Source organism: Caballeronia sp. LZ001, from assembly GCF_031450875.1.
GTDB lineage: Bacteria > Pseudomonadota > Gammaproteobacteria > Burkholderiales > Burkholderiaceae > Caballeronia.
This window is the reverse complement of record NZ_JARTVX010000004.1, coordinates 2,786,825-2,808,342: the sequence shown is the minus strand read 5'-3', so window position 1 is coordinate 2,808,342 and position 21,518 is coordinate 2,786,825. Positions and strand designations below refer to the sequence as shown.

Sequence of the window (21,518 nt, the reverse complement as noted above, 5' to 3'; positions counted from 1 at the left end):
TCGAACGGCGTCGGGCAAAACGCGGCGTTGTCAATTTTCCACGGATGTTTTTGCCAGGTCTTTAGATCTCCCGACTCCAACGTTTCCGCCGCCATCACGCCATGTCCAATTCCGCCTCGCCCGATTCGCTCACGACACTCACGATTGCGCGTCCCGACGACTGGCATCTGCACGTGCGCGACGGCGCGATGCTCGCCGCCGTCCTGCCGCATACGGCGCGCCAGTTCGGTCGCGCGATCATCATGCCGAATCTGAAGCCGCCCGTGACGACCACGGAAATGGCCGCGGCTTATCGCGAGCGCATTCTGGCCGCGCTGCCGAAAGACGGCGCCGCCGCGCGTTTCGAGCCGCTGATGACGCTTTATCTCACCGACAACACGCCGCCTGACGAGATCCGCCGGGCGCGGGAAAGCGGCTTCGTGCACGGTGTGAAGCTTTATCCGGCGGGCGCGACGACCAATTCGGACGCGGGCGTGACGAGCCTCGGCAAATGCGCGAAGACGCTCGAAGTCATGCAGGAAACGGGCATGCCGCTGCTCATCCACGGCGAAGTGACCGATGGCGATATCGATATCTTCGATCGCGAGAAGGTGTTCATCGACCGCGTGCTGTTGCCGCTGCGCCGCGATTTCCCCGCGCTCAAGGTGGTGTTCGAGCACATTACGACGAAGGACGCCGCCGATTACGTGCGCGACGCCGAAGGTCCCGATGGCACGATCGGCGCGACCATCACCGCGCATCACCTGCTGTTCAACCGTAATGCCATTCTCGTGGGCGGCATCCGGCCGCATTACTACTGCCTGCCGGTGTTGAAGCGCGAGACGCATCGCGTGGCGCTGGTCGAGGCGGCGACTTCCGGCAACGCGCGCTTTTTCCTCGGCACGGACAGCGCGCCGCATCCGAAAGGCTTGAAAGAGCACGCGTGCGGTTGCGCGGGCTGCTACACGGCGCTCCACGCGCTCGAACTCTATACGGAAGCCTTCGATAAAGCCGGCGCGCTCGACAAACTGGAAGGTTTCGCGAGCTTTCATGGCGCGGATTTCTACGGCCTGCCGCGCAGCGCGGAGAAAGTGACGCTCGAGCGTGCATCGTGGACGCTGCCCGCCGAGTTTTCCGTCGGCGACGAAGAGGTCGTGCCGCTGCGTGGCGGGGAATCGATCGGATGGCGCTTCGTGGAGGCAAGTTGAGTGAGCGGCGCGTCGGGGGCGGCGGCTGAAGACGGCGTTGGCCGTTTCGCGGCAATAGACTGGACGCGCCCGTGGTTACCATCGATCGAAACGCGCGGCAGGCGCTGGCAAGCCGCCGCGCTCGATAGCCCGGCGCGCTATTTGTCCGTCATGAACGACGACGCCCGAGCCGCCGCGCATGTCACGGGGCGCGCTCGGCCGCTCGCGTTTATCGCGCAGGAAGCCTTGCCGGACGGGGCGTCGTATGAAGGGCATATCGCCGAAACGGGATGCGTGCCCACGCGCCATAACCTCCACGATTTTTTCAACGGCCAGATGTGGTTTGCGTATCCGCGCGTCAAGGCGGCGCTCAATGCGCGACAGGCCGAGCAGATCGAGACGCGCGGTATCGGTCCGACGCGCGGCGGCGTGCGCGATGCACTTACGCTTTTCGACGAAAACGCGGTGTTTTTCGCGTACTCGGACGCAATGCTCGCCGATGCCTTGCGCCGCTTCGACTGGCGTGCGCTTTTCATCGAGGGCCGTGCGGCGTGGGGTAAGCGCTGTGAGGCGCGCATTTTCGGACACGCGCTGCTGGAAAAACTCGTTGCGCCGTACAAGGCGTGCACGGGTCACGCGTGGCTCGTGCCGGTGCCCGCTGACTACTTCTCTCTTGACGATACCGCCCGCCGCGCCTTGCTCGATGAACGCGTAACGGCAAGCCTGAATGCCGGGACGATCGAAAGCCGCGCTTTCTCGCCGATACCGGTGCTTGGCGTGCCGGGCTGGTGGCAAGCAAACGAATCCCCCGAGTTTTACGACGATACGACAGTGTTTCGTTCGGGCAGACGCAGCGCGTGAGACGTCGCGGCCAACGCAGCGCGCACGATTCGCCAGGCAAAAAGCTATTCCTCGAGATGCGGTAGACACCCGATGCTAGAATCGACCCCGCAAAGCAGGCCAGGCAGTCGCGGCTTCGACGTTTCGTGCGTCGAGGGCGAGGAAAGTCCGGACTCCACAGGGCAGGGTGATGGCTAACGGCCATCCGTGGCAACACGCGGAACAGGGCAACAGAAAGCAAACCGCCGATGGCTCCTGGCGCAAGTCGGGAGATCAGGTAAGGGTGAAACGGTGCGGTAAGAGCGCACCGCGGCCATCGTGAGACTGGCCGGCACGGTAACCTCCACCCGGAGCAATTCCAAATAGGCAGGCGCGCATCTTCGAGATGCAGGACGGTGCCCCCGTTCGTCTGCGGGTAGGAAGCTTGAGCGCGTCAGCAATGGCGCGCCTAGAGGAATGACTGCCACGCGCGATCGCTTTCGGGCGTATTGCGTGCACAGAATCCGGCTTATCGGCCCGCTTTGTCGTATTCCAAAAGAAAGAGCCGGCGTCACGCGCGTGACGCCGGCTCTTTTTTGCTTGCGCGCTCGCTCAGACTTCGACGATATCGAACGAATGCGTCAGTTCCGCGGTCTTCGCCAGCATGATCGACGCCGAGCAATACTTGTCATGCGACAGGTTGATCGCGCGCTCGACGGTCGCCGGGTTCAGATTCTTGCCCGTGACCGTAAAGTGAAAGTGAATCTTCGTGAAGACCTTGGGATCTTCGCTCGCGCGATCGGCCTTGAGCGTGACGGAGCAGCCTTGAATCTCCTGGCGGCTCTTTTTCAGGATCATCACCACGTCGTAGGCGGTGCAGCCGCCGGTGCCAAGCAGCACCATTTCCATCGGACGCGGCGCGAGATTGCGTCCGCCGCCTTCGGGCGCTCCGTCCATCGTAACGATATGACCGCTGCCCGTTTCGGCCGCGAACGCCATGCCGTCCGGTCCCATCCAGCTCACTTTGCTTTCCATGCTCAGGCTCCAGCGTTCTACGTTTACAGGGGTTTCATTGTAGCGGCTCGCGGTCGTCGGGATGGCTGCGCATGCACGCATATACCGGTTGACGAGCAAACCTCTACGTGAGGGTATTGCCGCCGGATAACAGATTCGCGAAGTGGAGGAAGGACTCTAGCGGGTTAAATCGCTATGGATGACCGCTGAATCCGTTCTATCGCGATGATTTAAAAGATGAAGTTGCGCGCACTGCACGGTAACCGAAATTTCACATTATGAACTCATCTTTCACGATGCAAATCTTCTTGCCTCCCCGCATGACCGTGCCTATACTCGTCTCATTGGTTGTCGCAGTTAGACACATCTACCGCGTCTCCTCCACCTCCTCCTTTGGTGGATTAAGCCCGAGCCCTCAGCGCTCGGGCTTTTTTTTCGCCCACAGCGCCCATGCGGCGGGCCCAAAAGCGTCATTCTTTTGACCTCCGCGACTATTTCCCTTTATAATTCAAAGTTCTCTTCGTTCCACGCCCGCGAAGAGAAGCCAGGGAGAGCCTGCAGCGCGTCCTGAACGCAAGTTCTTGAACGCTCATATAAGCAGGACCGAACAAAGGTAAAGGCTGAAAACAGCCAAGGGCAGATTTAAATTTTTGGATCGATCATGAAGACGTTTTCCGCAAAAGCCCATGAGGTGACGCGTGAATGGTACGTGATTGACGCGACGGATAAGGTTCTCGGCCGTGTCGCCAGCGAAGTGGCACGCCGTCTTCGCGGCAAGCACAAGCCTGAATTCACCCCGCACGTCGACACTGGTGATTTCATCATCATCATCAACGCCGGCAAGCTGAAGGTCACGGGCAATAAAGCTACGGACAAGAAGTACTATCGTCACTCGGGCTACCCGGGCGGCATCTATGAAACGACGTTTGGCAAAATGCAAGAGCGTTTCCCGGGCCGCGCGCTCGAGAAGGCCGTGAAGGGCATGCTGCCGAAGGGTCCGCTCGGCTACGCAATGATCAAGAAGCTGAAGGTCTACGCCGAAGCAACGCATCCGCATACGGCTCAACAGCCTAAAGCGCTCGAGATCTAAGGGGAGCCCACATGATCGGTAACTGGAACTACGGTACGGGCCGCCGCAAGAGCGCCGTCGCTCGCGTCTTCATCAAGTCGGGCAAGGGCGATATCGTCGTCAATGGCAAGCCCATCGCCGACTACTTCTCGCGCGAAACCTCGCTGATGATCGTGCGTCAGCCGCTGGAACTCACGAATCACGCAAGCACGTTCGACATCAAGGTCAACGTGTCGGGCGGCGGTGAAACGGGTCAGGCAGGCGCGGTTCGCCACGGCATCACCCGCGCGCTGATGGACTACGACGCAACGCTCAAGTCGCAACTGTCGAACGCTGGCTTCGTCACCCGCGACGCGCGTGAAGTGGAACGTAAGAAGGTCGGTTTCCACAAGGCACGCCGCCGGAAGCAGTTCTCGAAGCGTTAAGCGCTTTGGCGCTTCGCCTCCGTCTTACTGGACGCGAAGTTGCCCGAAAAAGCCGCCCGCACCGCACGTGCCGGCGGCTTTTTTTGTTCTGACGCGCGCTGCGCCAAATTGTGTCGAATTTGCTTTAGCCCATTGATTTCATGGACATCGAGCACGATGTTAGGAAGAGCCCTACAATAGCGGTTAGAAGCTTAATTGGAGAATTCGAATGAGCACTGTGAGCGACACCCCCACGACCGAGATGCCTTTGCCCTTCGTCTTCACCGACGCGGCCGCGGACAAGGTCAAGCAATTGATCGATGAAGAAGGCAATCCGGAACTGAAGCTGCGCGTGTTCGTGCAGGGCGGCGGATGCTCGGGCTTCCAGTATGGTTTTACGTTCGACGAAGCCGTCAACGAAGACGATACCGTAATGGACAAGGCGGGCGTGCAATTGCTCGTCGATTCGATGAGCTATCAATATCTCGTCGGCGCGGAGATCGACTATAAGGACGACCTCAATGGCGCGCAGTTCGTGATCAAGAATCCGAACGCCACGACCACTTGCGGTTGCGGATCGTCGTTCTCGGTCTGAGTTCGGTTTAGCGGTCGAATGAAAAACGGAGCCTTCGGGCTCCGTTTTCGTTTCCAGGCTTTAGTGGGCTCAGTGCGGATAGATTGCGCCGAGCACGCGTTCGCCCGCTGCGCCTGTCACGGCTGCCAGATTGCCGGGCTTGCGCGCGACGCAGCGCATTGCGAGCCATGCGAAGGCAAAAGCCTCGACCTGTTGCGGCGGCACGCCGAGCGCGTCGGTCGTCATGACGGGAACGCCCGCCACGCCGCTTTCTTCCAGCGCCTGTTGAAGCATCCTGAGCAACACCGGATTACGCGCGCCGCCGCCGCAAACGTAGACCGCGCGGGCGTCGGATGCGTGACGCTCGATCTCGCGCGCCACCGAAGTCGCCGTCAGCGCGGCGAGCGTGGCTTGTACATCGGCGGGAGCGAGGCCCGTGAACGCCGCGAGTTTGGCGTCGAGCCATGCGGGATTGAACAAGTCGCGCCCGGTACTCTTGGGCGGTGCTTCCTGAAAGAACGGTTCATCGAGAAACGCGTTCAGGAGCGCCTGATCGACTTGACCCGATGCCGCGAATTGTCCGCCATCGTCATAGGGTCTTTGCAGATGACGAAGCGCCCATTCGTCGAGCAGCGCATTTGCCGGGCCGCAGTCGAAGCCGCGTACCGCGCCGCTCGACGAGAGAATCGTGATGTTGCTGATACCGCCGAGATTGCAGACCACGCGCGTTTCGTTTTTCGCGCCGAAGAGCGTCGCGTGAAACGCCGGCACGAGCGGCGCGCCCTGGCCGCCGGCGGCGACATCGCGGCTGCGGAAATCTGCTATTACGTCGATGTTCGTCATTTCCGCCAGCAACGCGGGATTGTTGATCTGGCGCGTGTAACCCTTTTCCGGCCGATGCCGCACCGTCTGGCCATGCACGCCGATTGCGCGCACCTTTGTGGACGAATAGCCGCTCATGCTCTGCAACTCGTGGCAGCAAACGGCGTAGCGCGTGGCGAGCGCGTTGGCGGCGAGCGCCTCGCGTTCAAGCTCGTTGGCGCCGGGCGCTTGCAGTTCGAAAAGCGCGTCGCGCAAACCCTTCGAGAACGAGACGTGAGCCTCGCCAAGAACAACGGGCGTCTTGCCGGTCGCGAACTGCACCGCGACGCCATCGACGCCATCCATGCTCGTGCCGGACATCAAACCGAAGTACACGCCGTCCGCCGCGCCGCTTTCGATTACCTCGGTCTTTTTACCCACGCTGCTCTCCTTCGATTCGCTCGAGTCCGCTAAGCCGCGATTATCCGCGTAACTGGCCGAATCGTTAAGCGGCGTCAAAAGCCTCGTTCTGCAATTCGGGCGCGATTGCTGGCCGAAAGGGCGCGAAAGGGCACGTCATCGCGTAAAATCGTCGGCTCGAACCTGCAATTGCACTCATTTTCGCGAATGTCGCCGCGTTGTTCGGACGGCTTCGTCATCGGCGTTAGTGCCGCCCGCGACCGCTCATTTTGACCTCACAAGCCGCAAAGCATGACCACTGAATCCAACGCACCTGCCGCGCAAGCCTTTCCGATTACCGACGAAGTGCGCAACGCGCTCGCCATCGCCAAGCGCGGTTGCGATGAACTGCTGATCGAAGACGAATTCGCGCAGAAGCTCGCCAAAAGCGCGGCCACGGGCAAGCCGCTGCGCATCAAGCTCGGCCTCGATCCGACGGCGCCGGACATTCATATCGGCCATACGGTCGTGCTGAACAAGATGCGCCAGTTGCAGGACCTCGGGCATCAGGTCATTTTTCTGATCGGCGATTTCACTTCGCTGATCGGCGATCCCTCCGGCCGCAACGCCACCCGCCCGCCGCTCACACGCGAGCAGATCGAAAACAACGCAAAGACGTATTTCGAACAGGCCGCGCTCGTGCTCGACCGCGAGAAGACCGAGATTCGCTACAACAGCGAATGGTCGATGCCGCTCGGCGCCGACGGCATGATCAAGCTGGCATCGCGCTACACGGTCGCGCGCATTTTGGAACGCGAGGATTTCACCAAGCGCTTTCAGGGCGGCGTGCCCATTTCCATCCACGAGTTGCTTTACCCGCTGATGCAAGGCTACGACTCCGTCGCGCTGAACGCGGACCTCGAACTCGGCGGCACGGACCAAAAATTCAATCTGCTTGTCGGCCGCGAATTGCAAAAGCAATACGGTCAAGAGCAGCAATGTATTCTGACGATGCCGCTGCTCGAAGGTCTCGATGGCGTCGAGAAGATGTCGAAGTCGAAGCACAATTACGTTGGCATCAGCGAGAAGCCGACGGAGATGTTCGGCAAGCTGATGAGCATCTCCGACGTGCTCATGTGGCGATATTTCGAACTGCTGTCTTTCCGCAGCATCGAGGAAATCGCGGGCTTCAAGAAGGAAGCGGAAGGCGGCCGCAATCCGCGCGACTTCAAGGTGTTGCTGGCGCAGGAGATCGTCACGCGCTTTCATTCGGCGCCAGATGCCGAGCGCGCGCTCGAAGACTTCAATCATCGCGCGAAGGGCGGCGTGCCGGACGATATCCCGAGCGTCACGCTCGCGGGTGCGCCGCTCGCGATCGGTCAGTTGCTCAAGCAGGCGGGACTCGCGCCATCGACGAGCGAAGCGCTGCGTAACATCGAGCAGAACGGCGTGAAGATCGATGGCGTGACTATCAACGACAAAGGCTTGAAGGTCGAGGCGGGCGAGTTCGTCGTGCAAGTCGGCAAGCGCCGTTTTGCGCGGATCACGTTGACCGCATGATTGCGCTCATCCAGCGCGTGGCGCGCGCCGACGTGCGCGTGGGCGAGCGTGTCACGGGCGCCATCGGCGCAGGCTTGCTCGCGCTGGTCTGCGCCGAGCGCGGCGACAACGAAGCAACCGCCGACAAGCTGCTGGCGAAGATGCTTGCGTATCGAGTCTTCAGCGACGCTGCCGGCAAGATGAATCTTTCCGTGCAGAACATGGATGGCGCGGGGCGCGCGGGCGGCGTCTTGCTGGTGTCGCAATTCACGCTTGCCGCCGATACGTCGAGCGGCTTGCGTCCGAGCTTCACGCCCGCCGCGCCGCCCGACGAAGGCAAGCGCCTCTTCGACCACTTCGTGCGCGAGGCGCGCAAGAAGCATCCGGTGGTCGAGACCGGCGAATTCGGTGCGGACATGCAGGTATCGCTCGTGAACGACGGGCCGGTCACATTCTGGCTGCAAGTGCGGCCGCAACCGGAAACGCCATGACCACTCAGATCCTTTTCATTCGCCACGGCGAAACCGACTGGAATCGCATCAAGCGCATACAAGGGCATATCGACATTCCGCTCTCCGAGCACGGGCGTCTGCAGGCCGAGCAACTGGGCCGGCGCTTGGCGCGCGAGGGCGGGCTCGATGCGGTCTATTCGAGTGACCTGCAACGCGCGCAGCAAACGGCGCGTCCTTTCGCGGATGCGCTCGGGCTCGAACTGTGTCTTTCGAAGGGACTGCGCGAGCGCTTGTACGGCGCGTTTCAAGGTCACGACAGCGACGAGATCAGCGAGAAGTTTCCTGCGGAGTTTGTCGAGTGGCAAACTCGGGACCCGGGTTTTACGCCGCCGGGTGGCGAATCACAGCGGGTGTTTTATCACCGTGTCGTGCATGCAATGGAGCCTATCCTAGCCGCGCATCCGGGCGGGCGCATTGCGTGCGTGGCGCATGGCGGCGTGCTGGACTGCATCTATCGGTTTGCTAAGAAGCTGTCGTTGCAGGACGCTCGCGACTGGCCGTTGTTGAATTGCAGCGTCAATGTCGTGGATTACGACGGGGATGCGGCGAGGGTGGTTTCGTGGGGCGACGTTTCGCATCTGGCGACGGATACGGACGACGATGGGTTGCGAAAGCAAGCCTAACCCTCACCCCTTCGCATCCCAAAGCTCGCGAATCGGCCCTGCATCGGGCGCAGCCAGCCCGAAGTGCCGATAAGTCAGCAACGTCGCCACGCGCCCGCGCGGCGTGCGTTGCAAATACCCTTGCTGAATCAGATACGGCTCCAGCACGTCTTCGATGGTATCGCGCTCTTCGCCGATAGCCGCCGCGAGATTGTCCACGCCCACCGGGCCGCCATCGAACTTCTGCAGGATGGCTTCGAGCAGCTTGCGGTCCATCAGGTCGAAGCCGACGGGGTCGACATCGAGCATCTTCAGCGCGGCATCCGCGACTTCGGCGGTAATGTTGCCGTCCGCTTTCACCTCGGCGAAATCGCGCACGCGGCGCAGCAGCCGGTTCGCGATACGCGGCGTGCCACGCGAACGCCGCGCAATCTCGAGCGCGCCCTCGGGCACGATCTCCGCCTTCAGCAACGAAGCCGAACGCGACACGATACGCGCCAGTTCGCTCGCGTTATAAAACTCGAGCCGCGACACAATGCCGAAGCGGTCGCGCAGAGGATTGGTCAACATGCCCGCGCGCGTGGTCGCGCCGACGAGCGTGAACGGCTGCAGATCCAGTTTCACGCTACGCGCGGCCGGGCCTTCGCCGATCATGATGTCGATCTGATAATCCTCCAGCGCCGGATAAAGAATTTCCTCGACGACCGGCGAGAGCCGATGAATCTCGTCAATGAACAACACGTCATTCGCTTCGAGATTGGTGAGGAGGGCAGCGAGGTCGCCCGCGCGTTCCAGAACCGGCCCCGAGGTCTGTCGCAAATTAACGCCCATTTCCCGCGCGATGATGTGCGCGAGTGTCGTCTTGCCAAGACCCGGCGGCCCGAACAGCAGTACATGATCAAGCGCTTCCGAACGGCGCTTGGCCGCCTCGATGAAAATCTCGAGCTGGCCGCGCACCTTTTCCTGGCCAACGTATTCGTCGAGCTGGCGCGGTCGCAACGCGCGCTCGAAGGCTTCTTCGTTCGGCGAGACGGGCGTGGCCGCGATGATGCGCTCAGCGGCGAGTTTGTCGGTTTCGATCATCCGTCGATTGTACAGCGAGCTTTCCCGCGATGAACCTGGCCGAACGGCCTAATGGCGCAACACACGAAACGCCCGCAGAATCAGCCTTTCGAGAGCGCCTTGAGCGCGAGCTTGATGCCCTCGGAGACGCCGGTTCCGGCAGGCACGTTCTTGATCGCGGTGAGCGCTTCTTTCTCGGAATAGCCGAGCGCAAGCAGGGCATTGAGGATGTCGGAGGCGTGATCGGACTGCGAAGCCGCGCTTGCCATTGCGCCGAGATCGGCGCCGAGCTTGCCCTTGAGTTCGAGCAGCAGACGTTCGGCCGTCTTCTTGCCGATGCCCGGGACGCGCGTGAGGCGCGCGGCGTCCTGCGTCGTCACCGTTTGCGAGAGCTCCTGCACGCTCATGCCGGAGAGCACGGCCAGCGCCATGCGCGCGCCGATGCCGCTGATCTTTAACAACTCGCGAAACGTCGAACGCTCCTGCGCGGTGAGAAATCCGTACAGCAGATGCGCGTCTTCACGCACGATCATCTGCGTGAGCAGGACGACCTTCTCGCCGGCATGCGGCAGGTTGTAGAAGGTGCTCATCGGCACGTCGATTTCGTAGCCGACGCCGCCGCAATCGACGAGCAGATGCGGCGGATTTTTTTCTAGCAGAACGCCGGCAATGCGACCGATCATATTTGCAGTAAGTATCGAGGTTGATTAGCCGATGAGACGACCGCGCCTGACGCGCAAGCCTTTTTTCGCCAGCGACGGCGCGATGGTGCCGAGCGCCGCGAGGCCGGTGCCGCCATGCGCATGGCAGATCGCCATGCCGAGCGCATCCGCTGCGTCGGTGCTGGGTACGCCTGTCAGGCCGAGCAGACGCACGACCATCTGCTGCATTTGCTCCTTGGTGGCGCGGCCATAGCCGACCACGGCTTGCTTCAATTGCAGCGCGGTGTATTCCGCGACCGGCAGGCCGCTCGCCACCATGCCGCAGATGGCCGCGCCGCGCGCCTGGCCAAGCAGCAGCGTGGACTGCGGATTCACGTTCACGAAGACTTTTTCGATCGCCGCCTGATCTGGATTGTGCTGCCCGATGAGCGTGGAAATGCCCTCGAAGATGGTGTTCAGACGCGAAGGCAAGTCTGCGTCGGCTGTCTTGATCACGCCGCTCGTCACGTAGGTGAGCGAGTGCCCGGACTTGTCGATGATGCCGAAGCCGGTCACGCGCAAGCCCGGATCGATGCCTAGAATTCTCATGTTTGCGGAAATGCGCTCCGGCGTGGCGGTCGTTCGAAATGAAATTGGCCTATTTGTGCCGCCAATTAGCAGGCAGCGCAAACAGGCCAATAATAAAGGATGCCGCAGCGATTAATGGCGGAAATGACGCGTGCCGGTGAGAATCATCGCAACATTGTGCTCGTCGGCGGCGGCGACCACTTCGTCGTCGCGCATGGAGCCGCCTGGCTGGATCACGCAGGTCGCGCCTGCATTGACCACCACGTCGAGCCCGTCGCGGAACGGGAAGAACGCGTCCGAAGCCACGGCCGAGCCGGTCAGCGTGAGACCCGCGTTCTGCGCCTTGATGCCCGCAATGCGCGCCGAATCCACGCGGCTCATCTGCCCCGCGCCGACGCCAAGCGTCATGCCGCCGCCGCAGAACACGATGGCGTTCGACTTCACGAACTTCGCCACGCGCCACGCAAACATGAGGTCGTCCATTTCCTTGGGCGTGGGGTGGCGCTTCGTCACCACGCGCAGTTCATGCGGCTGCACGTTTTTCGAATCGAGCGATTGCACCAGCAGCCCGCCGCCCACGCGCTTCAGGTCGAACGCGTTATGACCGTCGCCGAGCGCGATCTGCAAGAGACGCACGTTCTGCTTGGCCGCGAACACCGCGCGCGCGGCATCGCTGAACGAAGGCGCGATCAGCACTTCGACGAACTGCTTGGCTACGGCCTGCGCCGCCGCTTCGTCCACTTCGCGATTGAACGCGATGATGCCGCCGAACGCCGACGTAGCATCGGTCTTGAACGCCTTCGAGTAGGCTTCGTGCGCGTTTGCGCCAAGCGCCACGCCACACGGATTCGCATGCTTGATGATGACGCAGGCGGGCGCGTCGAAGGTCTTCACGCATTCCCATGCCGCGTCGGAATCGGCGATGTTGTTGTACGAGAGTTCCTTGCCCTGCAACTGCTCGTAGTTAGCGAGCGCGCCAGCGGGCACCGCGAGATCGCGATAGAACGCCGCGCTCTGATGCGGATTCTCGCCGTAACGCAGATCCTGCACCTTCTCGAAAGCGACGTTGAAGGTTGCCGGATACGTATTGCGAGTTGCGTGCTGAAGCTCTTCGGTCAGACTCGTCAGATAGTTCGTGATCGCGCCGTCGTATTGCGCGGTATGCGCGAACACTTTGGTGGCGAGACGGAAGTTCGTCTTGTAGGCCACGCTGTTGTGATTCGCGCGCATTTCGTCGAGCACGGTGGCGTAATCGGCCGGATCGACGATCACGGTGACATCGCGATGATTCTTCGCCGCCGAGCGCAGCATGGTCGGCCCGCCGATATCGATGTTCTCGATGGCGTCTTCCAGCGAGCACTCTTCCTTCGCCACGGTCTGCACGAACGGATACAGATTCACCACCAGCAGATCGATGGTCGGAATGTCGTGCTTTTCCAGCGCCGCCATGTGCTCCGGCAGATCGCGGCGCGCGAGAATGCCGCCGTGAACCTTGGGATGCAGCGTCTTCACGCGCCCATCGAGCATTTCCGGAAAGCCGGTGTAGTCGGCGACCTCCGTGACGGGCAAGCCCGCGTCGGCCAGCAGTTTCGCCGTGCCGCCGGTCGAGAGGAGCTTGACGCCAAGCTCCGCCAGCGATTTGGCGAAGTCGATGATGCCGGATTTGTCGGAAACGGAAATGAGCGCTTGCTTGATCATGGTGAACACTGAAACCAAAAAGGATAGCCAGGCCAGACCAGGGCGGACGCCCCGGTCCGATGAATCAAATCAATCCGTGCTGCTGAAGCTTCTTGCGTAATGTGTTGCGGTTGATGCCGAGATACTCGGCCGCAAGCGACTGGTTGCCGCCTGCCTGCTCGAGCACCACTTCGAGCAGCGGTTTTTCCACGCACGAAATCACCATGTCGTAGACGTCGTGCGGGTTGGAGCCGTCCAGATCCTGAAAATAATTGTCCAGGCTCTGGCGGACGCATTGTTCGATGTTATGTCTGCTCATGCGGCTTTTTGTCGGTCTATGTCGTGATGCCCGCCGCACGATTCTTCGGCAGCCGCGTCGCAGTCGTCGCCGCTCTCGTCGACATAGACCAGACGGTCGGACAACGCTTTTTGCGCGTCGAAGAATTCGTTGACCGCGAGCAATTGTTCTTTGGTCGTGTCCAGCGTATTCATCCGGTGCCGGAAGGTGTTGGCGCCGGAAAGGCCGCGAGTGTACCAGCCGATATGCTTGCGCGCAGTCCGTACGCCCGTGAATTCCCCGTAGAAAGCGTAGTGATCTTCGAGGTGCTCGTTCATCACCTGCTGGATCTCTTCGATGAGCGGCGGCGGCAGCCGTTCGCCCGTCGTCAGAAAATGTTCGATCTCGCGAAAGAGCCACGGTCGACCCTGCGCCGCGCGGCCGATCATGATCGCGTCCGCGCCCGTCACCGTCAGCACGTGCCGCGCCTTCTCGGGCGTCGTGATGTCGCCGTTCGCGACCACTGGAATCTTCACCGCGTTCTTGACGGCCGCGATGGTCTCGTATTCGGCGTCGCCCTTATAGAGGTCCGCGCGCGTGCGGCCATGCACGGTGAGCATGGAGATGCCGGCATCTTCCGCGATCCGCGCGATGTTCAGCGCGTTCTTGTTCTCGCGATTCCACCCCGTGCGAATCTTGAGCGTGACGGGCACGGCATCCGGCCCTACGCCGACGGCCTGAACCACCGTCTCGACGATACGCGCCACGAGTTCTTCGTTCTGCAGGAGCGCGGAACCCGCCGCGACGTTGCAAACCTTCTTGGCGGGACATCCCATGTTGATGTCGATGACCTGCGCGCCGTTCGCGACGTTGTGGCGCGCGGCTTCGGCCAGCATCTGCGGGTCGGCGCCCGCGATCTGAACGGAGATTGGCTCGACTTCGCCCGCGTGGTTGGCGCGCCGCATGGTCTTTTCGCTCTTCCACAACTGCGCGTTCGAAGCGACCATCTCCGACACCGCGTAGCCCGCGCCCATGCGCTTGCAGAGCTGACGGAACGGACGGTCGGTGACGCCTGCCATCGGGGCGACGAACAGGTTGTTGCGCAGAATGTGTGAACCAATGCTTGGCATGAAGGCTTGGGCGTGGCGCCGACGACATGAAGCAAGGCGCCATGAAAAGCGCCGCGCTGCGTCGAGCGTTTGCTAGTGCTGAAGGGAAACGCGTATTTTAACGCGAAGCGGGTGCTGAAATTAAGAGCAATCGCGCGCAAGTCTTTAAATCTTCTATGAAAGCGGACAAGCTCATAGAGGATAAGTCGGGCTTTGTGCTGACGAATGAGGCGGCGTCGCGTCGTGCGACCCGCCGCCGAATACAGATAGAAAGCGGATCAGCGTCTTTGCCCGAACATCATCTGACGGGCGAGCGCCGTCTTCAATGGCGGCAGGAACTCGAGCGCCGTCAAGGCAAGCCCGCGCATCGCGGCAAGCGGAGCGAAGTCCATCGTGAAGATGCGCGCGAGCGTATCGGTGGCGCCGATCGTCAGACGCCGGTCGAGCGCGCGGCGTTGAGCGAAGCGCAGAAGCGCAAGCGGACGCGCGCCATCGGCGGACAAGGCATCCGACAGCGCGCGTGCATCGCGCAAGCCCAAGTTCAGTCCTTGACCCGCGACCGGGTGCAAGGTCTGCGCCGCGTTGCCAATTGCGACCGTGCGGCGATCCACCAGCGCGTGGAGCGCGGTGAGCCCGAGCGGAAACGCCGCCCGCGACGCGATGCGCGTGAAGCGGCCCATGCGCGTACCGAAGGCATCGCCGAGTTCGGCGAGAAACGCCGAGTCGTCGAGCTGCATGCGCCGCGCGGCTTCATCGGGCGAACCGCACCAGACGAGCGAATAGTCCGCGTGACGCGCGCCGCCGCAGGGCAGCAACGCAATCGGACCTTCGCGCGTGAAGCGCTCCCATGCCACGTTCGCCTGAGGCTCCGATACGCTCACCGTACCGACGATCGCCGTTTGCGCGTAATCGCGCGCGTGCCGTTCGTTCGAGACGGCGCTCTCGCCCGAAGTCTGCTGATACAGCCCGCCTTCTGCGTTCACCAGCACGCGCACGCGGATCGTGCGTTCGCCCGCCGACGACTTGAGCGGCAAGGTGACGCCCTCGTCGTCCTGCAGCGGCGGCAGCGCGGAGGTCTCGGTGAGCCAGTCCACGTTCGTTGCGCGCACCCCGCTGGCAAGCGCACTGACGAGCGAACCGTAGCGCACCACGTAGCCCAGCTCGGGCAACTCGTGTTCGTCGTGCTCGATCAGCGTGCGGCCGAAGTGCCCGCGCTGCGACACGTGGATGCGGCGGATCGGCGTGGCATCGGCGGGAAAGCCGAGCGGCTGAAGCATCACGCGGCTGCCATGCGAGAGCGCGAGCGAACGCGGATCGCTCGCGGCGGCTTCAGGCGTGCGTGCGTCGATCAACGCGATCGACAAGCGTTGCGTGGCGCTGCGCCGCGCAAGCCAGCCCGCAAGCGCGAGCCCGACCGGCCCCGCGCCGACAATGGCGATGTCATGGTCGAAATGCCCTTCGTCGTGCACGGGCCTGGTCGTGTCGTTCATATCAGTCTTGGTTCGATTCGCGCATCAGCGCTTCGATTTCGTCGGCATCGACGGGCACCTCGCGGGTGAGCAGCTCGCAGCCATTAGGCGTGACGATGGCGTCGTCCTCGATACGAATGCCGATGTTCCAGTAGCGCTCGGGCACGTCTTCGGCGGCGCGCACGTAAAGGCCTGGTTCGATGGTGAGCGCGTTGCCCGCGGCGAGCGTGCGCCACTCGCGCGCGCCCTGCGCATCGCGCGGGCCGTCGGCGTTGCGATAGTCGCCCGCGTCATGCACGTCCATGCCGAGCCAGTGCCCCGTGCGATGCATGTAGAAGCGCGCGAAGGCGCGTTCGCCGATCACGTCGTCGATAGTGCCGAACTTCGCTTTATCGAGGATGCCGGTATCGAGCAAACCTTGCGACAGCACTTTCACCGCAGCCTGATGCGGCGCGTCGAAACTGACGCCGGCGCGGGTCGCTTCGATGGCGGCGCTTTGCGCGGCCAGCACGATGTCGTAAAGCTCGCGCTGCGGCGGCGTGAACAGACCGCTTGCCGGGAAAGTGCGTGTGATGTCGGAGGCGTAGCCGTCGAGTTCGCAGGCGGCGTCGATGAGGATCAGGTCGCCATCCCGCGCGATGGCATTGCCCGCCGGATAGTGCAGCACGCAGGCATTCGCCCCCGCCGCGACGATGGAACCGTAAGCGGGCGCCTGCGCGCCGCGTCGGCGGAACGTATAGAGCAGTTCGGCTTCGATCTCGTATTCGTGCATGCCGGGACGACACGCACGCATGGCGCGCCGATGCGCTTCGGCGGAAATCGACCCGGCGCGTCGCATGATCGCGATTTCGTGCGCGTCTTTCACGAGCCGCATCTCGTCGAGCAGCGGCAGGAGATTGCGTGCCTCTTCCGGCGCGCGAACACCGCTGCGGCCTTGCGCGCGCACGGCGGCGAGCCAGCCGCGCACTTGCGCGTCCACTTCCGCCGATGCCCCGAGCGCGTAGTACAACGCGGGTCTATCCGCGATGAGACGCGGCAACTCCTCGTCGAGCGAATCGATGGCGAAGGCGGCATCGAAACCGAAGGCATCGCGCGCGGCTTCGGGGCCAAACCGAAAGCCTTCCCAGGTTTCGCGCTCGGCGTTCTTTTCGCGGCAAAAGAGGATGGATGCAGGCTCGCCGTCTTGCGCGCTCGCGTTCAGCACGAGCGTCGCCTCGGGCTCGGTGAAGCCTGTCAGATAGTAGAAATAGCTGTCGTGGCGAAAGGGGTAGTCGGCGTCGCGATTACGCAAGACTTCCGGCGCGGTAGCCACGACGGCGATGCCCCCGCCTTGGGCGCGCATCGCGGCGAGCACGCGTTCGCGGCGGCCGCGATAGACGTCGACGGCGATGGGGCTGGCGAGTTCGGTGAGTGAGTTCATTCGCCGATTGTAGCGCCGGGCTTCGATGCAGGGGGACTCGGCCATTCGGCCTAGTGGTGAGTCGGTGAGTGCGGTGAGGGTAGGGCGGAATGTGCGGCCGAGTGGAGCGCGCGGGGCGTATGTGCTTTCGTCGCGGACGAATCGGCGCGCGGAATGTCGATTTTCGGCGATGCGCAGGGTCTCAGGCCCGATGGATCTACGCAGCATCACGGATTGATTCGTCGCATGTCTTCGACCTCCGTGGTGCGCACTGTCGGCAGTCGAGTCACCGAAGCGAAGCGGCGAACGCCGCACTGCGACGTGTCGCCTACTCGCAAACCAAGCTGCTTACTCTTCGCTCGTCCGATTCCGCACGCTGCCCGCGATCAGATCGAAGCGGAACAAACGGCATTCGAGCGCGCCATTGAAGAGCGGCGTCTTGGTCGATTCGCGCAACCGCAACATGCCCGGCAGCTTGCGGTCCGAGGTCAGCACGTAGGCGCGCCAGCCCGGGAAGCGTTGCTTGAGCGCGTTGCCGAAGGAGATGAAGAATTCGGTATCGGCGGGATCGGGTTGAGCGCGCGCGAAGGCTTCTTCGTCGTCACGATCGTCGCGACGCGAGCGCGGCGTGTCGCGAATCTCGCCGCGCGGGCCGCGTCCACGCACTTCGATCCGCTCGCCATACGGCGGATTCGCCACGAGAATGCCGGGCGCTTCCGTGGGCGGCATCATGTTGCGGGCATCGACCTGTTTGAGCTGCAGGTTCGATACACCGGCGCGGCTCAGATTGGCACGCGCCTTTTCCAGCATGTCGCCGGAGATGTCGCTGCCGAAGATGTTCAACTCCGAGCGCGCGGAGCGCGCGGCGCGCTTCGCTTCGCCAGCGGCCGACTTGAGCTTCTGCCACATGCCCGGATGAAACGGCTTGAGCTTCTCGAAGCCAAAACGCCGTTCGCTACCCGGCGCGATATCGAGCGCGGTCTGCGCGGCTTCGGCGAGGAAGGTGCCGCTGCCGCACATCGGATCAAAGAGCGGCGTGCCGGGCGTCCATCCCGTGAGACGCAGGATGCCGGCTGCAAGATTTTCGCGCAGGGGCGCCGCGCCCTTGTCCAGACGCCAGCCGCGCTTGAAGAGCGGCTCGCCGGAGGTATCGAGATAGAGCGTGCATTCGTTCACCGTGAGGAACGCGAACACGCGCACGTCCGGCTGCGCGGTGTCGATGCTCGGGCGCGCGCCGGCGACATCGCGCAGGCGGTCGCAGACGGCATCTTTGACACGCAGCGTCGTGAATTCGAGGCTCTTCACCGGCGACTTGATGGCGGTGAGATCGACGCGCATTGTCTGGCTCGGCGTGAACCATTGCTCCCAGCGCTGCTGGTGCGTGAGTTCGTAGATATCGTGTTCGTTACGATACGGGCCCTGCGCGATCTTCAAGAGCACGCGGCTCGCAATACGCGAATGCAGATTCGCCGCCATGCCCGCGACCCAGCCGCCCCGGAAGTGCACGCCACCGGGAACCTGTGCGCCGACGGCAAGCGTTCCGCCGCCGGATAACGGCGCGCTTGCGACATGGCGCTCCCCGATCTCGGCGAGCTCGGCGGCAAGCGGCGCTTCGAGACCGCGCGGGCAGGGGACAAACCAGTCGAAGAGGGGGGAGGACATGAGGGGGCTTTCGTTTGCGTGAATCGGAAGGCGACATTGTACGCGGCAGGTGGTTCGGCCGACCGGCGGCGCATTTCAGACGATTCACGTTGTGTACCAGCCGCTTAACATTTACCGTCGCACCGCCGTTGCTTTCATGGCGGCCAGATAGTAGCTCGTCCAACTTGTCGGGAAAAAAAGATGGAAGCCGCAGTGCAGCATGTACTAGACGCGCTCAGAGATGCAGAGCCACTCAGAGCGAAAGCTCTTGAGAAAGAAAAAAAGCCGCAACATCAAAAGAGAAAGCGGCTAACAAGTATTGTCTTTTATGGAGGTTTCTTCGTTGTCTTCCTCGCAGGGTTTTTCGCTTGGATGGCAAAACATCAATTTCTGCCTGGGAGGACGGGTTGGCTGCTAACCTTTACTGTCGTCTGGTTGATCTGGCTGGTTTCCAATCTTGTTATCGCTTGGCCAGAAAGCGGCCAATTAAAGCTAGCCTTTCAGTTTAGGCAGTACGAGAACCTGCGCGAACGAAAAGAGTTCGAGCACGATATGACGTTTGCCAGCAGGTTAGCTGCATTTCCAACAGCAGACTTGCAGAGCGCCACCGAATGGATTCGTATTGTCTCCGAGCGTCGAAAAGCCGCCATTGCACGATGCATTGGGTCCGTCGACAAAATCGCGCTATCGGCACTAGTCGCGACTCTTGTCGAAGCGAGTGGAACCCTTAAAGGTGTGGATGCGATTATTCACTTTAAGAGCTTCGAGGCTGCAGCAGCGGGTCTCGTCGCGCTGGGGACCACTTCTACGCAAGTGGGTTTTGCCATCGGTGCGCTCTTCCTGATCAGCGTGGTCGCGCGTTACGACTATCATCGTGATCTGCTCTCGCTCGCAATGCGGATTCAAGATTTTCATAACTGATGCTTGCCTGGTCCAGATGCTCCCTCGGACCAGGCAAAAATGAACGTCAGCCCCTCAATCCACCGCCTTCATCATATCCTCCACCACCTTCTTCGCGTCCCCGAAAACCATCATCGTCTTGTCCATATAGAACAGTTCGTTATCGAGCCCGGCGTAGCCCGCCGCCATCGACCGCTTGTTCACGATGATCGTGCGCGCCTTGTACGCTTCAAGAATCGGCATGCCTGCAATCGCCGATTTCGGGTCGGTCTTCGCCGCAGGATTCACCACGTCGTTGGCGCCGAGCACGAGCACCACATCCACCTGCCCGAACTCGCTGTTGATGTCGTCCATCTCCTGCACCATTTCGTAGGGCACTTCCGCTTCGGCGAGCAGTACGTTCATGTGCCCCGGCATGCGCCCGGCGACCGGATGAATCGCATAGCGCACGTCGATGCCTTTCTCCACGAGCTTGTCCGTCAGTTCCTTCAGCGCATGCTGCGCGCGCGCCACCGCAAGCCCGTAACCCGGCACGATCACCACGCTTTCCGCATTGCCGAGCATGAAGGCCGCGTCATCGGCGGAACCGGATTTCACCGGGCGCTGTTCCTGCGCGCCGCCCACCGCCGGGCCGCCCGCTTCGCCGCCGAAGCCGCCGAGAATCACGTTGAAAAAGGAGCGGTTCATCGCCCGGCACATGATGTAGGACAGAATCGCGCCCGACGATCCCACCAGCGAACCCGCGATGATCAGCATCGGATTGTTGAGCGAGAAACCAATGCCCGCCGCCGCCCAGCCCGAGTACGAATTGAGCATGGACACGACCACCGGCATATCCGCGCCGCCAATCGGAATGATGATGAGCACGCCCAGCGCGAACGCGATCAACGTCATCACGATGAACGGCAACCATGATTGCGTCAGCATGAAAATCACGCCGAAGCCGATCATCGCCACGGCAAGGAGCAAGTTGATGAGATGCTGTCCCGAATACGTGACGGGCGCGCCCTGAAAGAGCCGGAACTTGTACTTGCCCGACAGCTTGCCGAACGCGATCACCGAACCGGAAAACGTGATCGCCCCGACGAACGTGCCGATGAACAACTCGACGCGATTGCCGTACGGCATGTAATAGCCCGGCGGCGCAAGGCCGAACGCCGAAGGTTCCGACACCACGGCATACGCAATGCAGACCGCCGCGAGCCCGATCAGCGAGTGCATCGCGGCGACGAGTTCGGGCATCTTCGTCATCTCGACTTTCGCCGCGATATAGGCGCCCGCCGCGCCGCCGATCAGAAGCGCCGCGAACAAGAGCGTGAGTCCGAGCGAGAGATTGGAACCGAGATAGGAAGCCTGCTTCGCGATGAGCGCGAGCGTGGTGACGATGGCGATCGCCATCCCCGCCATGCCGAACGTATTGCCGATGCGCGCGGTCTTCGGATTGGACAAGCCCTTCAGCGCCTGAATGAAGCATACCGAAGCGACGAGATACAGAAGAGTGACGACGTTCATGCTCATTTACGCGCCCTCCTTCTTGATGAGTTTTCTCGGCTCTTTGCGCTTGAACATTTCAAGCATTCGCCGGGTCACGAGAAAGCCGCCGAACACGTTCACCGCCGCAAGCAGCACCGCGAGCGTGCCGAAGAACTTGCCAGCGCCGCCGATTGTCAGACCGACCGCGAGCATCGCGCCAACGATGACGATTGCCGAGATTGCATTCGTCACCGCCATCAAGGGTGTGTGCAGCGCGGGCGTGACGTTCCAGACCACGTGGTAGCCGACGTAAATCGCCAGCACGAAGATGATGAGATTGATCACCGTGTGATTGATGACGTCCATGTTGATCTCCGTGTGCT

22 protein-coding genes and 1 other RNA gene are annotated in these 21,518 nt (G+C 62.0%); 10 read left to right on the top strand and 13 right to left on the bottom strand.

Going from position 1 to position 21,518, the window contains the following annotated elements; genetic code table 11:
- Window positions 1-101 precede the first annotated feature (101 nt).
- From pyrC to rnpB, 3 genes are all read left to right on the top strand, one after another.
- Window positions 102-1,187: a dihydroorotase gene (gene pyrC, locus P9292_RS24010; RefSeq protein WP_309961570.1), complete on the top strand. Its 1,086-nt coding sequence runs from the start codon at window positions 102-104 to the stop codon at window positions 1,185-1,187.
- Window positions 1,188-2,027, top strand: coding sequence for a DUF3025 domain-containing protein (locus P9292_RS24005; protein WP_309961568.1), 840 nt, complete (start codon window positions 1,188-1,190; stop codon window positions 2,025-2,027).
- 91 nt (window positions 2,028-2,118) lie between these two features.
- Window positions 2,119-2,533, top strand: an RNA gene (gene rnpB, locus P9292_RS24000) — RNase P RNA component class A.
- 64 nt (window positions 2,534-2,597) lie between these two features.
- Here rnpB and P9292_RS23995 read toward each other — a convergent pair.
- On the bottom strand, window positions 2,598-3,020 hold the full coding sequence (locus P9292_RS23995) for an OsmC family protein (RefSeq protein ID WP_244826987.1): 423 nt from the start codon (window positions 3,018-3,020) through the stop codon (window positions 2,598-2,600).
- A gap of 640 nt (window positions 3,021-3,660) precedes the next feature.
- Between P9292_RS23995 and rplM the strand changes: the two genes are divergently transcribed.
- The 3 genes from rplM (at window position 3,661) to erpA (ending at window position 5,067) form a co-directional block, all read left to right on the top strand.
- On the top strand, window positions 3,661-4,089 hold the full coding sequence (rplM, locus tag P9292_RS23990; RefSeq protein WP_244826988.1) for a 50S ribosomal protein L13: 429 nt from the start codon (window positions 3,661-3,663) through the stop codon (window positions 4,087-4,089).
- Window positions 4,090-4,100: 11 nt separating this feature from the next.
- Entirely contained in the window at window positions 4,101-4,493 is a 393-nt protein-coding gene (gene rpsI, locus P9292_RS23985) for a 30S ribosomal protein S9 (protein WP_244826989.1), read from the top strand.
- Between the two features lie 208 nt (window positions 4,494-4,701).
- The gene (gene erpA / locus P9292_RS23980; RefSeq protein ID WP_244826990.1) at window positions 4,702-5,067 is read left to right on the top strand and encodes an iron-sulfur cluster insertion protein ErpA; all 366 of its coding nucleotides are present in this window, start codon (window positions 4,702-4,704) and stop codon (window positions 5,065-5,067) included.
- Window positions 5,068-5,136: 69 nt separating this feature from the next.
- Here erpA and P9292_RS23975 read toward each other — a convergent pair whose 3' ends face one another.
- Entirely contained in the window at window positions 5,137-6,267 is a 1,131-nt protein-coding gene (locus P9292_RS23975) for an anhydro-N-acetylmuramic acid kinase (protein WP_309964158.1), read from the bottom strand.
- Window positions 6,268-6,558: 291 nt separating this feature from the next.
- Between P9292_RS23975 and tyrS the strand changes: the two genes are divergently transcribed.
- From tyrS to P9292_RS23960, 3 genes are read left to right on the top strand one after another with little or no spacing between them, the layout of a single operon-like run.
- Window positions 6,559-7,806 carry a tyrosine--tRNA ligase gene (tyrS, locus tag P9292_RS23970; protein ID WP_309961566.1) on the top strand — a complete coding sequence of 416 codons (1,248 nt, stop codon included), beginning with the start codon at window positions 6,559-6,561 and terminating at the stop codon, window positions 7,804-7,806.
- Window positions 7,803-8,276: a D-aminoacyl-tRNA deacylase gene (gene dtd, locus P9292_RS23965; RefSeq protein ID WP_244826992.1), complete on the top strand. Its 474-nt coding sequence runs from the start codon at window positions 7,803-7,805 to the stop codon at window positions 8,274-8,276. Before tyrS ends, dtd begins: the two co-directional genes overlap by 4 nt.
- Window positions 8,273-8,920, top strand: a complete 648-nt coding sequence (locus P9292_RS23960; RefSeq protein ID WP_309961563.1) for a histidine phosphatase family protein — start codon at window positions 8,273-8,275, stop codon at window positions 8,918-8,920. The genes dtd and P9292_RS23960 overlap by 4 nt, the downstream gene beginning before the upstream one ends.
- A gap of 3 nt (window positions 8,921-8,923) precedes the next feature.
- On the opposite strand, the gene ruvB is transcribed toward P9292_RS23960, so the two are convergent.
- The 9 genes from ruvB to P9292_RS23915 form a co-directional block, all read right to left on the bottom strand.
- Window positions 8,924-9,982, bottom strand: a complete 1,059-nt coding sequence (ruvB, locus tag P9292_RS23955; protein ID WP_244826994.1) for a Holliday junction branch migration DNA helicase RuvB — start codon at window positions 9,980-9,982, stop codon at window positions 8,924-8,926.
- 80 nt (window positions 9,983-10,062) lie between these two features.
- Window positions 10,063-10,644, bottom strand: coding sequence for a Holliday junction branch migration protein RuvA (gene ruvA / locus P9292_RS23950; RefSeq protein WP_244826995.1), 582 nt, complete (start codon window positions 10,642-10,644; stop codon window positions 10,063-10,065).
- A 24-nt stretch (window positions 10,645-10,668) separates the two neighbouring features.
- Complete coding sequence (gene ruvC / locus P9292_RS23945) at window positions 10,669-11,211, bottom strand: crossover junction endodeoxyribonuclease RuvC (RefSeq protein ID WP_244826996.1); 543 nt, start codon at window positions 11,209-11,211, stop codon at window positions 10,669-10,671.
- 111 nt (window positions 11,212-11,322) lie between these two features.
- A complete protein-coding gene (purH, locus tag P9292_RS23940) occupies window positions 11,323-12,888 on the bottom strand; it encodes a bifunctional phosphoribosylaminoimidazolecarboxamide formyltransferase/IMP cyclohydrolase (protein WP_309961560.1) in 1,566 nt (521 codons plus the stop codon).
- 64 nt (window positions 12,889-12,952) lie between these two features.
- The gene (locus P9292_RS23935; RefSeq protein ID WP_040052966.1) at window positions 12,953-13,186 is read right to left on the bottom strand and encodes a Fis family transcriptional regulator; all 234 of its coding nucleotides are present in this window, start codon (window positions 13,184-13,186) and stop codon (window positions 12,953-12,955) included.
- The gene (gene dusB, locus P9292_RS23930) at window positions 13,183-14,274 is read right to left on the bottom strand and encodes a tRNA dihydrouridine synthase DusB (protein WP_309961558.1); all 1,092 of its coding nucleotides are present in this window, start codon (window positions 14,272-14,274) and stop codon (window positions 13,183-13,185) included. Before dusB ends, P9292_RS23935 begins: the two co-directional genes overlap by 4 nt.
- Window positions 14,275-14,531: 257 nt before the next feature.
- On the bottom strand, window positions 14,532-15,743 hold the full coding sequence (locus P9292_RS23925) for a UbiH/UbiF/VisC/COQ6 family ubiquinone biosynthesis hydroxylase (RefSeq protein WP_309961556.1): 1,212 nt from the start codon (window positions 15,741-15,743) through the stop codon (window positions 14,532-14,534).
- 1 nt (window position 15,744) lies between these two features.
- Window positions 15,745-17,142, bottom strand: coding sequence for an aminopeptidase P N-terminal domain-containing protein (locus P9292_RS23920; RefSeq protein ID WP_309961554.1), 1,398 nt, complete (start codon window positions 17,140-17,142; stop codon window positions 15,745-15,747).
- 327 nt (window positions 17,143-17,469) lie between these two features.
- Complete coding sequence (locus P9292_RS23915) at window positions 17,470-18,783, bottom strand: class I SAM-dependent RNA methyltransferase (RefSeq protein WP_309961552.1); 1,314 nt, start codon at window positions 18,781-18,783, stop codon at window positions 17,470-17,472.
- Between the two features lie 180 nt (window positions 18,784-18,963).
- On the opposite strand from P9292_RS23915, the gene P9292_RS23910 reads away from it, so the two are divergent.
- The gene (locus P9292_RS23910; RefSeq protein ID WP_309961550.1) at window positions 18,964-19,683 is read left to right on the top strand and encodes a hypothetical protein; all 720 of its coding nucleotides are present in this window, start codon (window positions 18,964-18,966) and stop codon (window positions 19,681-19,683) included.
- Window positions 19,684-19,737: 54 nt separating this feature from the next.
- On the opposite strand, the gene P9292_RS23905 is transcribed toward P9292_RS23910, so the two are convergent.
- On the bottom strand, window positions 19,738-21,180 hold the full coding sequence (locus P9292_RS23905) for an NAD(P)(+) transhydrogenase (Re/Si-specific) subunit beta (protein WP_244827002.1): 1,443 nt from the start codon (window positions 21,178-21,180) through the stop codon (window positions 19,738-19,740).
- Entirely contained in the window at window positions 21,181-21,501 is a 321-nt protein-coding gene (locus P9292_RS23900) for an NAD(P) transhydrogenase subunit alpha (protein ID WP_244827003.1), read from the bottom strand.
- Window positions 21,502-21,518: the final 17 nt, after the last annotated feature.

Excerpts from the sequence above, each read along its gene's own strand:
- pyrC (WP_309961570.1), top strand. The coding sequence starts at position 102 with ATGTCCAATTCCGCCTCGCCCGATTCGCTCACGACACTCACGATTGCG.
- P9292_RS23995 (WP_244826987.1), bottom strand. The coding sequence starts at position 3,020 with ATGGAAAGCAAAGTGAGCTGGATGGGACCGGACGGCATGGCGTTCGCG.
- rplM (WP_244826988.1), top strand. The coding sequence starts at position 3,661 with ATGAAGACGTTTTCCGCAAAAGCCCATGAGGTGACGCGTGAATGGTAC.
- rpsI (WP_244826989.1), top strand. The coding sequence starts at position 4,101 with ATGATCGGTAACTGGAACTACGGTACGGGCCGCCGCAAGAGCGCCGTC.
- erpA (WP_244826990.1), top strand. The coding sequence starts at position 4,702 with ATGAGCACTGTGAGCGACACCCCCACGACCGAGATGCCTTTGCCCTTC.
- tyrS (WP_309961566.1), top strand. The coding sequence starts at position 6,559 with ATGACCACTGAATCCAACGCACCTGCCGCGCAAGCCTTTCCGATTACC.
- dtd (WP_244826992.1), top strand. The coding sequence starts at position 7,803 with ATGATTGCGCTCATCCAGCGCGTGGCGCGCGCCGACGTGCGCGTGGGC.
- P9292_RS23960 (WP_309961563.1), top strand. The coding sequence starts at position 8,273 with ATGACCACTCAGATCCTTTTCATTCGCCACGGCGAAACCGACTGGAAT.
- ruvB (WP_244826994.1), bottom strand. The coding sequence starts at position 9,982 with ATGATCGAAACCGACAAACTCGCCGCTGAGCGCATCATCGCGGCCACG.
- ruvA (WP_244826995.1), bottom strand. The coding sequence starts at position 10,644 with ATGATCGGTCGCATTGCCGGCGTTCTGCTAGAAAAAAATCCGCCGCAT.
- ruvC (WP_244826996.1), bottom strand. The coding sequence starts at position 11,211 with ATGAGAATTCTAGGCATCGATCCGGGCTTGCGCGTGACCGGCTTCGGC.
- purH (WP_309961560.1), bottom strand. The coding sequence starts at position 12,888 with ATGATCAAGCAAGCGCTCATTTCCGTTTCCGACAAATCCGGCATCATC.
- P9292_RS23935 (WP_040052966.1), bottom strand. The coding sequence starts at position 13,186 with ATGAGCAGACATAACATCGAACAATGCGTCCGCCAGAGCCTGGACAAT.
- dusB (WP_309961558.1), bottom strand. The coding sequence starts at position 14,274 with ATGCCAAGCATTGGTTCACACATTCTGCGCAACAACCTGTTCGTCGCC.
- P9292_RS23925 (WP_309961556.1), bottom strand. The coding sequence starts at position 15,743 with ATGAACGACACGACCAGGCCCGTGCACGACGAAGGGCATTTCGACCAT.
- P9292_RS23920 (WP_309961554.1), bottom strand. The coding sequence starts at position 17,142 with ATGAACTCACTCACCGAACTCGCCAGCCCCATCGCCGTCGACGTCTAT.
- P9292_RS23915 (WP_309961552.1), bottom strand. The coding sequence starts at position 18,783 with ATGTCCTCCCCCCTCTTCGACTGGTTTGTCCCCTGCCCGCGCGGTCTC.
- P9292_RS23910 (WP_309961550.1), top strand. The coding sequence starts at position 18,964 with ATGGAAGCCGCAGTGCAGCATGTACTAGACGCGCTCAGAGATGCAGAG.
- P9292_RS23905 (WP_244827002.1), bottom strand. The coding sequence starts at position 21,180 with ATGAGCATGAACGTCGTCACTCTTCTGTATCTCGTCGCTTCGGTATGC.
- P9292_RS23900 (WP_244827003.1), bottom strand. The coding sequence starts at position 21,501 with ATGGACGTCATCAATCACACGGTGATCAATCTCATCATCTTCGTGCTG.